We start from the raw sequence: 12,868 nt of genomic DNA, 5'->3' as shown, positions 1-12,868 counted from the left end.
TAAGTGGCCGTTACCGAAGAAACGGATATGTACTCGGTCCCCCTCCCTCAGGCCACTTTTCCAGCCGCCTGGCGCTCCCGCTCAGCCACCAACTGCCGAGTCAGCGGAATCAGCCTCTTCCCGTAATCAATAGCATCATTCAGCGGATCAAACCCACGAATCAAAAACGTCGTGATACCCAGGTCGTAGTAATCCAGCAACGCCTCGGCCACCTGATCAGCCGTACCCACCAGCGATGTAGAGTTACCCTGGGCCCCCAGCAACCCCGCAATCCCGGTCCACAACCGCTTATCCAACCGCGACCCCTGGGCCGCCGCCGCCAACAGCCGCCGCGACCCCTCATTCGGCGGTTCACGCCTCACAAACCCATTCTTCTCAGCCAACGCCGTCGCCTGCTCCAGGATGCTGTCCGCACGCTCCCAAGCCAGCGCTTCAGTCTCTGCCAGAATCGGCCGCAACGACAAACTGAAGCGAACCGTACGCCCATGCCTGGCCGCCTCAGCCCGCACCTGGGTGACCACTTCCTTCACCTGCTCGTAGGTCTCACCCCACAGCGCATACACATCCGCATGCTTGCCCGCCACCGCAATGGCCGCCGCTGAAGACCCGCCAAAATACAACGGTATATGCGGCTGCTGCGGCGACTTCACCGTCGAAAACGCACCCTCGTACCGGTAGTAAGTGCCGTGATGGTCGAAGGGCTTTTCACTGGTCCATTCCTGCCGCACCACGCTCAAGTACTCGTCGGTGCGCGCATAACGCTCATCCTTGTCGATATGACTGCCATCGGCCCGCAGTTCACGGTCGTCGCCGCCGGTGATGATGTGCACCGCGGTGCGCCCGCCGTTGAACACATCCAGCGTGGCGAACTGCCGCGCAGCGAGGGTGGGTTGGACGAAGCCGGGCCGGTGGGCAATCAGGAACTGCAGCTTTTTCGTCACGCTGGCCGCATGGGCAGCGATCAACGTACTGTCCGGGCTGTTGGAATGGAAGGCCACCAGCGCGCGGTCGAAGCCGGCCTCCTCGTGGGCGCGGGCCACGGTCTCCACGTAATCGGGCTGCAAGGTCGGGCCGCTGCGAGGGTGGATCTCGGAGGCGTGGTGGCCGCCGATATAGCCGATAAATTCGATGCTCATGGTCAGTCCTTGTTGAGGGCAGGAATAAAGCTGCTATCGAAAATAGAGGCCGTACCCGAGCCTGTAAAATGCCGATTGGTTCTATCCTAATTATAAAAATACAGAATCATAGTTTTAGATTGTTATCAGTAATGCGCATTTTAATCGCATTAGGTTATTCCCAAATAGAATTTCACTGAGGTTTTTTATGCGAATAGCATGAAACCGCAGCGGCGCTCCTGGCCGTGTTCTTGATGAGGAAGGAAGCCCGATGACTGAAAAGTCCCTTAACGCCAGTTCGTTTTCCGTCGACAAGGCCGAGGGTCAAGCCGGCGTTGCATCCCGCTTGATTCCGCGCTGGCTGCGCAACTGGCGCACCCCCGATGTGTTGCTGCGGCTGGTCAGCCCGATTGTGTTGCTGTTGCTGTGGGAACTGGCCTCCGAGCTGGGCTTGATCCCGGCACGGATCATCGCCGCGCCGTCTCAGATTGGCGGCACCCTGTGGGCAATGATCGTCTCCGGAGAGCTGGGCAAGCACCTGCTGGTGTCCCTGCAACGGGCGCTGCTGGGCTTGAGCATCGGCGTGAGTATCGGGGTGGTGGCCGCGTTGATCACCGGCCTGTCGAAGCGCGGCGAGGTAATCCTCGACTCACCGATGCAGATGCTGCGCACCATTCCTTCCCTGGCACTGGTGCCGTTGTTCATCCTCTGGTTTGGCATCGGCGAGTTCACCAAGATCGCACTTATCGTTACCGGCACCACCTTTCCGGTGTACCTCAACCTGTTCGCCGGCATCCGCAACATCGACCCCAAACTGATCGAGGCCGCCAACACCCTCGGCCTCAACCGTCGCGAGCTGATCTGGCACGTGATCCTGCCGGGCTCGTTGCCTTCGTTTTTTGTCGGCCTGCGCTATTCCCTGGGCATCTCCTGGCTGGCCCTGGTGTTTGTCGAGCAAATCAACACCACCGCCGGTATCGGCTACCTGGCCAGTGATGCGCGGGACTTCATGCGCACCGACGTGATCGTGATCTGCCTGTTGATCTATAGCGTGCTGGGCCTGCTGATCGACGGCTTGATCCGCGCCCTGGAACGTTTTGCCCTGGCCTGGCGCCCATCGTTTGTGAGGAACTGACATGTCGATTCTCGAAGCTTCAACAGCACCGGTGCAGTTGCGCAATGTGGTGCGCCAGTTCGGCCAGCAGCGGGTCATCGACGGCCTGGACCTGGATATCGCCCCGGGGGAGTTCGTTGCGTTGCTGGGCGCCAGCGGTTCCGGCAAGACCACCTTGCTGCGCAGCCTCGCGGGCCTGGACAGCATCGACAGCGGCCAGTTGCGCGTGCCCAAGGCTCGGGCGGCGGTATTCCAGGAGCCACGCCTGATGCCGTGGAAGCGCGCCTGGAAAAACGTGATTCTCGGCCTGCGGGTTCCCGACGCCAAGGCCCGTGCGGTGCAGGCGTTGACGGAAGTCGGGCTGGCCCATCGGCTGGAGGCGTACCCGGCGACCCTCTCCGGCGGCGAGGCCCAGCGCGTGGCATTGGCTCGCGGCCTGGTGCGCGAGCCCAAGCTGCTGTTGCTCGACGAACCCTTCGCCGCGCTGGATGCGCTGACCCGTATTAAGATGCATCGCCTGATCATCGAGCTCTGGCGCAAACACACGCCGGCCGTGTTGCTGGTGACCCACGACGTCGACGAAGCGATCCTGCTGGCCGACCGCGTGATCGTGCTGGCGGAGGGCAAGATTGCCGAGCAACTGCGCATCGACCTGCCCCGTGCACGGGATACCGGCCAGGACGGTTTCCAGGCGATTCGCGCGCGCTTGCTGAGCCTGTTGGGGGTTGAAGTGGACGCCCCGGCCGCCCAGCCTGCGAACGCCAGCGTCAGGCGGTTTGCCCATGGTTGAATTCAGAACCCTTTGCCTGTTGGCGGCTGCACTGCTGATGGGCGGTTGCGACAAAGCCGCTGAAGCGCCGAAGTCTGCATCGGATTTGTCGGGTGTGACCCTGATCCTCGGTGACCAGGCCAAGGGCTTGCGTACGGTGGTGGAGGCCGCCCACGCCCTGGATGGCATCGACTACAAGGTCCAGTGGGCCAACTTCCAGGGCGCCGCGCCGCTGTTCGAGGCCTTGCGCGCCGGCGCCGTGGACCTCGGCCCGGCCGGGGATACGCCGGTGCTGGCGGCTGCCACCGGAGGCACGCCGCTGCGTATCGTTGCGGTGCGCCGCAGTCAGGCGCGCAGCATTGCGATCCTGGTGCCGCCCGATTCACCGATCCACAGCGTGGCCGATCTGAAAGGACGCAATGTGGTGGTGTCGTCGGCCCGTGGGAGCATTTCCCAGTACCTGCTGATCCGCGCCCTGGCGAATGCCGGCGTGGATGAAAAGGACGTCAACGTCGGCTTCGTGCTGCCCACCGATGCATTACCTGCGTTCAACGCCGGCAAGATCGAAGCCTGGGCGACCTTCGGGGTGTACCAGGCGTTCGCCGAACAGCAGGGCGCGCGGGTGCTGATCAGCGGGGAGGGCATCAATACCGGCCTGACGTTTATTACCGCGTCCGATGAAGTGCTCAGCGACCCGCTCAAGCGCCAGGCGTTGCGTGACGTTTTGCAGCGGTTCGCCAAGGCCTTTGAATGGGCGCAGCAGAACCCCGAGGAATACGCACGGGTGTTTGCCACGGTCAACGATATCCCGCTCAAGGTTTCACAGTTGCTGCGCACATGGGGTGATGAGTCGCTGCTGCCGGTAGAGGAGCGGGATGTGCAGGCGTTGCAGCAGGTGGATGATTTGTTTGTGGAAAAGAAGATTTTCCCGCATCGGGTAGAGGTACGGAAACTGACGGATACCGAGGTGTTTTCGCCGCAACCGCTGGCTGCCGCGCCCTGAAGTCGTTGTGTTTTGCCCGGACCTGAGGTCTCATGGGTCCGGGAAAAACTTGCGGGTAGGGAACAGCACTTGATACGGGAAGAACTGGCGCAATATGGCGGTATCACCGTCATGATTCCGGCCGCAGTGGTGATCGCCGTCTGGCTCTGGTATTCCCGGCCCCAGGCGGTCAAGTGGTGGCTGATGACCATCGCCTGCACCTATTCCATCGTGGCGTTCAGCAAGTTGCTGTTCAAGGGCTGGGGCGTGGCGCTCCAGCAGCTGGATATTGCGGTGCTCAGCGGTCACGCCATGAATACGTCGTTGATGGTGCCCGTGGCGATGAGCCTGGTGGCGCGCCGGGTCAACCCCGAGTGGCGCTGGCCCGCAGCTATCGCCGGGATGTTGATCGCCGGCTGGTTCAGTGCCTATTGCGTGGCACCCTATATTCACCCACTCAACGAAGCACTGGCCGGTGGCTTTTTGGGCGGCATGGCGGCACTGGCGTTTCTATGGCGCCTTGAGGTGGTGGAAGTGCGGGTTTCCCCATCGTTGATCGGGGGGGGAATGGTGATCCTGTTGTTAAGTGCGATGGCACCCAAGTACAACGCCGAGAAGCTGCTCAACCATGTGGCAGTGGCCGTATCAGGTGCCGACCAGGCCCATCAGGAGCCTTCCTGGCGGACCTCTTCCATGCAGTTGAACGCCGAGTAAGTGGCCAGGTCCAGGGCCAGGTTACTTTCCACCAGCAGCTCCAGCAGCACCGTCTGGCAATTGAAGCGCCGGGCATCGCCACGGCGCTGCGAACGCTTCATCTGCTTGAACAGCGTGTCGGTTATGTCCTGCGGTGAGATGCCGCGCAACTGATCCAGCCAGTGGGACATGATCCGGGTGTTGCGCGCATATTGCTCCGCCGGCAGTTGTTCGTGCGGTGCCAGGCCCACGAAACCTTCAAACGTGTTCGTCAGCCTTTTCAAGGCGTAGGCCCGTTTCAGATCCTCATAAATGCTCATGGCCGCTCCTCGGTGCAGGAAATATTCGCCAATAGTTCGGCCGTCTTCATTTGCATCAGGTGGCTGTCGCCGCGGCTCTCCACGCACAGGCAGATGGACAGGGGATTGCTCACCTGCAACTTGAAGCGCCAGTCGGCGAACACCATTGAAAGCCCGGTACAGGATTCGTCACTGTCCAGGGAATGGCCGGCGTATAACACCTGCATGCGTTCTACAACGGTGGTTGAACTATTAACCTTGACGTGAATGTTTCCCGAAGAAGGAAACAGGCCGATACGCTCTACCAATAGCTTTGAACTTTTCATGGCCGTCCCTCGCTGTTAATTCACGTATTACTTTATTCTCAAGAGGTGAAAAAGTAAGCGGATGTTATTTTTAGTCTGTTATTAAGTTGAATGTTATTTCTTGTCTGTTCAGCGCCGCTATCAGTCACTTCTTTGCACTCGGCTGATTTCTGCCAATGGCAAGTTGATGCGTTGTTCCCGTTGCAGGAAGTTCATCAGCAACACCACACGTTCCTCACCGTCCATGGCCAGGAAGACCGCTTCAAGTTCGGCAAACGGCCCTTCATTGATGCGCACGCTTTCGCCGGGCTGCAACAGGGCGCTCACCACGGCCTGGTGGTCGCGCTCCTGGAGTTCGTCCACCAGCGTGTCGCTGATGGGCAACGGGTGCGCGCCGAATGCCACCACCCGCGACACACCGCGGGTCGAGCGCAGTGAGCTCCAGCTGTCCTGCTGGCTCATTTGAATAAACAGATAACCGGGAAACAACGATTCACGGGTGGTCCTGCGCTGGCCCTTCAACAGCCGTTCGCGTTTATAGGTAGACCGGAAGCAGGTATAGCCCTGGCGCTGGAGGTGCTCCTCGGCGCGCTCGTCCTGCCGGGATTTGCACTGGACCAGGTACCAGGCTTTGTTGGCATTTGCGCTCATGGGAGTTCCTCTTCCTATATAAGACGATACGTGACAAGGCTGTAATTTAAAGCCGGTGGGAGTGACGAAGTAATGAATGTTATAAATTGTCGGGTTGAAGGCGGTGGTTGTTATTTTTCGTCCGGAGATAATTTTGGGGGAAGTAAGGGTTACGTGTTAATAAATACTGCCGTGAAGTAATGAAGTTGAAGAGGTTGCTTCATGGGGTAATGGATGGCCCGGGGATAGTGCCTTGTTTAAAAGAGTGTTGATTGTCTGTATTGGCAATATTTGCCGTAGTCCCACCGCGGAAAGTCTTTTGCGTGGCGCACTCCCGTGCTCCGATATCAAGATCAGTTCTGCAGGTATTGCCGCGTTGGTCGGCAAGCCGATTGAAACCACCGCCCGTGCGGTACTCGAAGCCCACGGTCATCCGGCCGACAAGCACCAGGCCACCCAGTTGGCGCCACAGGCGATCAGTGAAGCCGACCTGATCCTGGTCATGGAACGACAGCACATCAATGCCGTGCTCAGCATGGCGCCCGAGGCACGAGGCAAGGTCTTGCTGCTGGGCAAATGGCAAAACGAGCGAGAGATCAGCGACCCGTACCGTCAAGGCAAGGCCGCGTTTGTGCACGCTTATGCGTTGATCGAAGAGGCTGTAAACGCATGGGCGCAGCGTCTTGCACGCTGATCGCCACTACTTTTTGAATCGAAATAAAGGCTAAGAATCCGACTTATGCAGCAAACGCCAGCAGTCACCGTACAGGAAGACGATAACGGGGAGATTGATCTCCTCGGTCTGTTTGGAACACTGATCGACCATAAATGGCTGATCGCTGCGGTGACCGGTGCCTTTATGGTCACTGGCGCCGCCTATGCGGTGCTGGCAACCCCGGTCTACCAGGCGAATGCCCTGCTGCAGGTCGAAGCGAAAAAGAACGACTTGCTGGGCTTCTCGGACATCGGCGGGATGCTGGGCAAGGAGTCGCCGTCGGCCACCGAGATCGAGCTGATCCAGTCCCGCTACGTGATTGGCAAAACCGTCGACAACCTGAAACTCGATATCGTCGTACAGCCGATGTACCTCCCGGTAGTGGGTGAGTTCCTGGCGCGCCGCTTCCAGAAGGCCAACCCCGGTGCAATCGCCGAGCCGCTGCTGGGCCTGGACAGCTTCGCCTGGGGCGGCGAGTCGCTGAAGATCTTCAAGCTGGACCTGCCCGACGGGCAATTGGGCAAGAAGCTGACCCTGACCGTGGGTGAAAACGCGCACTACACCCTGGTGGATGAAGATGACCAGGTGCTGGCGGCCGGCGAGGCCGGGCAGCCGTTCGAGCAAAATGGCGTGGCATTCCAGATTGAAGAACTGCGCGCCAAGCCCGGCACGCGTTTCCGGGTGATCCGCAATGCGCGACTGACCAGCATCCTCGACTATCAGGAGAACCTGGATGTGGTCGAGCGAGGGAAGGAGTCGGGCATGATCGGCCTGGCGCTGGAAAGCACCGAGCCGGACCAGGCGATCAAAATCCTCAATCAGATCGCGGCGATCTACGTGCGGCAGAACGTGGAGCGCACCTCGGCTGAGGCGGCGCAAAGCCTGGCGTTTCTCAAGGAGCAACTGCCGGAGGTCAAGAAGGACCTGGAAAAAGCCGGGAAGGCCTTGAATGAATACCAGACCCGCAGCAAGTCGGTGGACATCACCCTGGAAACCAAGGCGATTCTCGACCAGATCGTGGGCCTCGATACCAGCATCTCCGAGCTGAAGCTGCAACAGGCCGAGATGGACCGCAAGTTCACCCGCCAGCATCCCGCGTATCGCGCATTGCTGACCCAGATCGGCGAGCTGACCAGCAAGCAGCAGAGCCTGGCGAGCCGGGTCGAGAGCCTGCCTTCCACCCAGCAGGAACTGCTGAGCCTCACCCGGGATGTCGAGGTCGGCACGGCCATTTACACCCAGTTGCTCAACAAGTCCCAGGAACTCGATGTGATGCGCGCGGGCACCGTGGGCAACGTGCGCCTGATCGACACCGCAGACGTCAATTTCTTCAAGCCGATCAAGCCGAAAAAGATCCTCATCGTGCTGATCGCGACGCTGCTGGGCGGCTTCCTGGCGGTGACGCTGGTGCTGCTGCGCAAGGCGCTGAACCGTGGCCTGGAAAGCCCCGAGGCCATCGAGCAACTGGGCTTGCCGGTGTACGCGTCGATTCCGTACAGCACGCTGCAAAAGGTCGAAGAAGACAAAATCAGCCGCGGGCGTGGGCGTGCCGATGCCGGTTCTTCATTGCTGGCCATCAGTCACCCCACGGACCTGGCAGTGGAGGCCTTGCGCAGCTTGCGCACCAGTTTGCACTTCGCGATGCTCGAGGCGCCGAATAACCGGATCATGATTTCCGGCCCCAGCCCCGAGGTGGGTAAAACCTTTGTCTCGGTGAACCTGGCGGCCGTCATCGCGCAAACCGGGCAGCGCGTGTTGTTGATTGACGTGGATATGCGACGGGGCTACCTGCACAAAGTGCTGGGTGTGCCGGCCAAGGATGGGCTTTCCGACATCCTCTCCAATCAATGCACCCTTGAATCCGCCATCCACAAAACCGGCGTTGAAAACCTCGACATCATCAGCCGCGGGCAAATACCGCCGAATCCTTCCGAGCTGCTGATGCACCGCAACCTGACCGAGCTGTTGGCGCAGGTCAGCGAACGGTATGACCTGGTGATTCTGGATACGCCACCGCTCTTGGCCGTGACCGACGCAGCCATCGTGGGACGGCAATCGGGGACCAACCTGATCGTCACCCGCTATGGCTTGAACCCGGCAAAAGAGATCGAGCACACCATGCGCCGATTTGCCCAGAACGGCATCGTGCTCAGGGGCGCGATCTTCAACGGCGTTGAAAAGAAAGCGTCGGCCAAATATGGCTACGGCAACTACGGGTATTACCAGTACGAATACCAGGCTGATCGGAGCTGATTCACCACTGTAATTGCAGGATAGAGGTCACGTTTTCAGGAAATGAACGAAAAATCCTGGGGCGGTAGCGTGCCAAATTCAAATCAGCATAAAGAATACCCAGCCATGTTTTACCTGTTATCCCTTATCGCGCTGTCAGCGGGTTTGCTCGCGGCGAAAAATCCAAAATACTCAATCGTAGTGTTCGGGATAATGCTGGCTGTTATTCCCACGGGTAACTCCTACAGCGAAATAATCTCGCTCAAGGGTATCTACTTCTTTGACTTTTATATCGTGGGCGGGCTGGGCGCACTGCTGATCCGGCAGGTGGCTACACAGAAGAAACAATTGACGGTGCCGGGCGGCCTGCTTTTTGGGTGCGGGCTATATGTGGTGTTACTCGCCTGCGGCCTGCTGGAGTCCTCGAACAAGTACCTGTTGAAGGATGTTCGGCCTTTTATAATGATCCTGTCATTTATCGTGCTCTCGAACATCGCGACCCTTGCCGCAAAAACGCTGAAGTTGCAGACAGTGCTCCTGCTATTGATCGCGATGACCGCCTTCAATGTGCTGGACATTGCCTGGTTACGCTTGGGCTTGTACAAGTTTCAAGACGTCTACTATGAAGAAAACGCCTACCGCTACCTGGACGGCGGTACGTACGCCGCCGTGGCCTATCTGATTTATTACTTCATAGACCCACGGCTGTTCGAACACAGGAAAAAGCTCGCAAGCATTTGCCTGGCCACTTCATTCATCTGTTTGTTCATTGCCAACTCTCGCTTCATCTTTGTCTCGGTGTTTGCGGCGATCATCATCCATCAATACACCCGGCCGGCCCGCATGATAGGCGTTGCCCTGGCCGGGGCGGTGGTGCTGATGGCGTTCATTGGCATCAGCAATATGATCGGGGCTGATCGAATCAATGATGGTTTGTCGTCCGAAGGCATGGCCGCCCAATTGGCCACGCGCTTCAGCCCGGCGCTGGAGTTGATCCGCGGCATGAACCCGCTGCATTACTTTGTGGGACTGGGCGCGGGCACGCCGTTCGAGATTCCCTGGTTCGAGTACCGTGGCCTCGATGACAAGAACTCGAATATCGACAGTGCCTACCTAACCTACTTCGTTAAGTACGGGCTGATCGGCGTGTACTTGCTGTACGTGTTCATTACCTCGATTACCCAGCACATGAACAGCCGGGTGGCGGTTTCGATCGCCATCTTTCTGGGGGTGATGTTCGTTGTCTCGGCCACGCCTTATCAGCCGTACGCCATCGGTATCGCGTATGGCGCGATTGTGCTGCGGGTCTGTTCCGAACACACCGCCAGGCAACGCAAAAAGATCCTCAAGCCTGGCCAGCCGCTGATAACCACACCCTTGCAGGTGAATGCCGGATGAACAGCACACTGTTGAAAAAGTTCGTGTCCAGTACGGCATGGAGTTTCGTTTCTGCCGTGGCCACCAAAGTGTCGGTGGTCATCACCGGCATCCTGGTTGCCCGGGTATTGGGTGCGCAATCGTTTGGCGAGTATGGCTTGATCCAGAGCGCGATTGTGATGCTTGCCAACGTCGCCGCCCAAGCCACCACCACGGCGACGGCCAAGCATATCGGGCAGTTCAAGGAGACCTGTCCCGAGAAGACCGGCAGGGGCATCGCGCTGACGCTGCTGTTCTCGGTTGTGTTCAGCGGGATGATCATCGGGACAGCGCTGTTTTTCCCGCACTTTTTCTCCAGCGTTATCCTGGGGGCAGACAGCCTCAGCGCTGCATCGCTGATCGTATTGAGCACCATCACGTTGATTATCCTGTCGGGATGGACCCAGGGCTGCCTGACCGGTTGGGGCCAATACCGGACAATCGCGACCATCAACGGAATCATTGCGATTGTCGCGATCCCGGCGACGTACTTCCTGACCCTGCAGTTGCGACTCAATGGTGCGCTGCTGGGCTTGGCCGGTTCTCAATTGCTGATCGTGTTCTTCAGCGCACTGGCCTGCTGGAAGACTTTGAAGGCCCGAAATACCACGCTGAGTTTCAAAGGTGCAATGACTGAAAAGCACGCAGTGCTGTCGGTTGGCCTGCCGGTATTGCTGACGGGGTTGATGGTCGCCCCGATGAACTGGTTCGCCAACAAGTTGCTGGCGGAAACAACTAACGGCCTTGCCGCATTGGGCATGTACGCCGCCGCGATGCAATGGAACGCGATCTTTTCCCATGTTTCCGTGGTGTTGGGCTCTGTGCTGGTGCCGATGCTGGCCGCCGCGCTGGGCGGTAAAAGCCGCAAGTTGGACGCCTTGAACTTTCTGTCGGGCTGGCTGGTGGTGTTGGTGATCATACAGCCGGTGATCATGTTCCCCGAGTTGCTGGCCAAACTGTATGGCAGCAGTTTCCTGGGGCGGGATTTTGAAGTGACATTAGTCCTGGTAATCCTGGGTTCGCTGCTCAGTGCATTCAAGTCCGGTATTTCAAGAAAGATGATCGTGATGAACCTGGCCTGGTTCAGTGTGATGAGTAACATTCTATGGGGAGTGTTATTCATTGCCGGAGCACTGTGGCTTCGGGAAGAAGGTGCAATCGGGATTGCCAAGGCATTTATCGGCTCGCAGTTTATTCACTTCCTGCTGGGACTGCCGTATTTCGTCTACAAGAAGATATTACCTCTGGAGTTGCTCGTATCTCCCAGGATCCTGATCTTGTGGACATTGCCTCTCATCAGTTTCATATCAAGCGCCTATGTCGAAAGTGTGCTGTATCGATTGATGATCATGGCGCTGATATTTATCTACATTCTCGCAACAACGTTTGCCTTGAATGCCGTGTTTAATGACCCCGTGGAAAATGGAAGCCCAGCATGAATGTCAGCAAAGTATATATCCGGGGGGCATACGGTCCTGGTAATTTGGGTGATGACGTATTAATGCTATGCGTGATCAATATTCTGAAAAAACGCTTTAAGGAATCGGATATAGCGGTGGGTGTCGATCATCCGCAGATCGCCAGGAACTTCAACCCGCGTATCAAGTGGCTGCACATCAAGGAGCCGGTCAAGGCTGACCTGGTGGTGTTGGGCGGTGGGGGCCAGTTCTTCTCGTTCATCCCACCGGCCAAAGAGGCGGCTGCCAACAAAGGCATCGTGGCGAAGCTGTGCAAGAGCATCAAGGCGCAGACCGACCTGAAGTCCACGCTTCTGCGTTTGTATGTCGGGTTGCTCGGTGGTGTCGACAGGATCTATTTCCACCGGCGCCTGGCAGCGTTCTGTATTGGCCTGGGCCCCTTCGATGGCGGCGGCAAGCTGCTGACCCGCGCCGTCAGCGTGATCAATCGCTGTGACTACATTTCCGTGCGGGACGGTACCAGCCAGCAGCATTGCAAGGCTTTCGGAAAGTCCGACGTCGAGGTGTACACCGACCCCAGCCTGCTTTCCGACCTGTGGATCTCCAGCAAAGACCTGGAGGTCGGCAGCCTCAAGAAGGGCAAGTACCTGTCCTTCATCCTGCGCGACTGGCCCCATGACGCGAACGGGCAACAGTTCATCAAGGCGATGGTCCAGGCCGCGGATGAGCTCGCCAAGCGTGGCGAGCAGGTACGCCTGGTCTCGCTGTACAAGGAACGTGACCAGCACCTGATCGACAAGTACCACACGTTCGAATGGTTGTGCTGGGACGCGGCGGGCGATACGCCCGAAACCTTCATGGCGAAACTGATCGTCGAGTCCGACGTGATCATCAGCGCCCGTGCACACGGTGTACTGCTGCCGGCTTCCCTGGGCTTTCCCACCATCGCGGTTGAAATCGAAAACAAGCTGAAAAAAGTCCATGAAATGCTGCCGCAGGGCACCCGGCTGGTCAGCACCCCAGACCCTGAGGTGATCAAGGCCACCATCAGCGAATTTCGGCAATCCAAGGCGCAAATGGCCGAGCACCTCAAGCAGGAGATCGCCCAGCGTTCTTCCCTTGCGCAAAAAGCGGTCGACGACTTTTTGAAATGGGTCGATGAAAAATAAAGTGGAGGGGC

General features: G+C 58.5%; 13 protein-coding genes. 9 read left to right on the top strand and 4 right to left on the bottom strand.

Annotated features, from left to right (window positions below):
• Positions 1–47: 47 nt before the first annotated feature.
• Complete coding sequence (locus HX869_RS16755; protein ID WP_003211314.1) at positions 48–1,136, bottom strand: LLM class flavin-dependent oxidoreductase; 1,089 nt, start codon at positions 1,134–1,136, stop codon at positions 48–50.
• 250 nt (positions 1,137–1,386) lie between these two features.
• On the opposite strand from HX869_RS16755, the gene HX869_RS16750 reads away from it, so the two are divergent.
• The 4 genes from HX869_RS16750 (at position 1,387) to HX869_RS16735 (ending at position 4,694) form a co-directional block, all read left to right on the top strand.
• Positions 1,387–2,250, top strand: a complete 864-nt coding sequence (locus HX869_RS16750; RefSeq protein WP_177054369.1) for an ABC transporter permease — start codon at positions 1,387–1,389, stop codon at positions 2,248–2,250.
• A gap of 1 nt (position 2,251) precedes the next feature.
• Positions 2,252–3,019, top strand: a complete 768-nt coding sequence (locus tag HX869_RS16745) for an ABC transporter ATP-binding protein (RefSeq protein WP_008435484.1) — start codon at positions 2,252–2,254, stop codon at positions 3,017–3,019.
• Positions 3,012–4,001, top strand: coding sequence for an ABC transporter substrate-binding protein (locus HX869_RS16740; protein WP_177054368.1), 990 nt, complete (start codon positions 3,012–3,014; stop codon positions 3,999–4,001). The genes HX869_RS16745 and HX869_RS16740 overlap by 8 nt, the downstream gene beginning before the upstream one ends.
• A 69-nt stretch (positions 4,002–4,070) precedes the next feature.
• Positions 4,071–4,694: a hypothetical protein gene (locus HX869_RS16735; RefSeq protein ID WP_008435482.1), complete on the top strand. Its 624-nt coding sequence runs from the start codon at positions 4,071–4,073 to the stop codon at positions 4,692–4,694.
• On the opposite strand, the gene HX869_RS16730 is transcribed toward HX869_RS16735, so the two are convergent.
• The 3 genes from HX869_RS16730 to rfaH form a co-directional block, all read right to left on the bottom strand.
• Complete coding sequence (locus tag HX869_RS16730) at positions 4,646–4,993, bottom strand: hypothetical protein (protein WP_003211325.1); 348 nt, start codon at positions 4,991–4,993, stop codon at positions 4,646–4,648. The genes HX869_RS16735 and HX869_RS16730 overlap by 49 nt on opposite strands.
• On the bottom strand, positions 4,990–5,298 hold the full coding sequence (locus HX869_RS16725; RefSeq protein WP_023658750.1) for a hypothetical protein: 309 nt from the start codon (positions 5,296–5,298) through the stop codon (positions 4,990–4,992). Before HX869_RS16725 ends, HX869_RS16730 begins: the two co-directional genes overlap by 4 nt.
• A 120-nt stretch (positions 5,299–5,418) precedes the next feature.
• On the bottom strand, positions 5,419–5,928 hold the full coding sequence (gene rfaH / locus HX869_RS16720; protein WP_003211330.1) for a transcription/translation regulatory transformer protein RfaH: 510 nt from the start codon (positions 5,926–5,928) through the stop codon (positions 5,419–5,421).
• Positions 5,929–6,160: 232 nt separating this feature from the next.
• Here rfaH and HX869_RS16715 point away from each other — a divergent pair, with 232 nt between their 5' ends.
• The 5 genes from HX869_RS16715 (at position 6,161) to HX869_RS16695 (ending at position 12,857) form a co-directional block, all read left to right on the top strand.
• On the top strand, positions 6,161–6,601 hold the full coding sequence (locus HX869_RS16715; protein ID WP_032899408.1) for a low molecular weight protein-tyrosine-phosphatase: 441 nt from the start codon (positions 6,161–6,163) through the stop codon (positions 6,599–6,601).
• A gap of 45 nt (positions 6,602–6,646) precedes the next feature.
• On the top strand, positions 6,647–8,875 hold the full coding sequence (locus HX869_RS16710; RefSeq protein ID WP_178903366.1) for a polysaccharide biosynthesis tyrosine autokinase: 2,229 nt from the start codon (positions 6,647–6,649) through the stop codon (positions 8,873–8,875).
• Between the two features lie 105 nt (positions 8,876–8,980).
• Positions 8,981–10,252, top strand: coding sequence for a DUF6369 family protein (locus tag HX869_RS16705; protein ID WP_008435476.1), 1,272 nt, complete (start codon positions 8,981–8,983; stop codon positions 10,250–10,252).
• Positions 10,249–11,709 carry an oligosaccharide flippase family protein gene (locus HX869_RS16700; RefSeq protein ID WP_178903365.1) on the top strand — a complete coding sequence of 487 codons (1,461 nt, stop codon included), beginning with the start codon at positions 10,249–10,251 and terminating at the stop codon, positions 11,707–11,709. Before HX869_RS16705 ends, HX869_RS16700 begins: the two co-directional genes overlap by 4 nt.
• On the top strand, positions 11,706–12,857 hold the full coding sequence (locus tag HX869_RS16695; protein WP_177022020.1) for a polysaccharide pyruvyl transferase family protein: 1,152 nt from the start codon (positions 11,706–11,708) through the stop codon (positions 12,855–12,857). The genes HX869_RS16700 and HX869_RS16695 overlap by 4 nt, the downstream gene beginning before the upstream one ends.
• The last annotated feature ends 11 nt before the right edge of the window (positions 12,858–12,868 follow it).

It is taken from the genome of Pseudomonas sp. P7779, assembly GCF_013386315.1.
Taxonomy (GTDB): Bacteria; Pseudomonadota; Gammaproteobacteria; order Pseudomonadales; family Pseudomonadaceae; genus Aquipseudomonas.
Note: the sequence above shows the minus strand (reverse complement) of the source record. Positions and strands in the feature narration are given on the sequence as shown.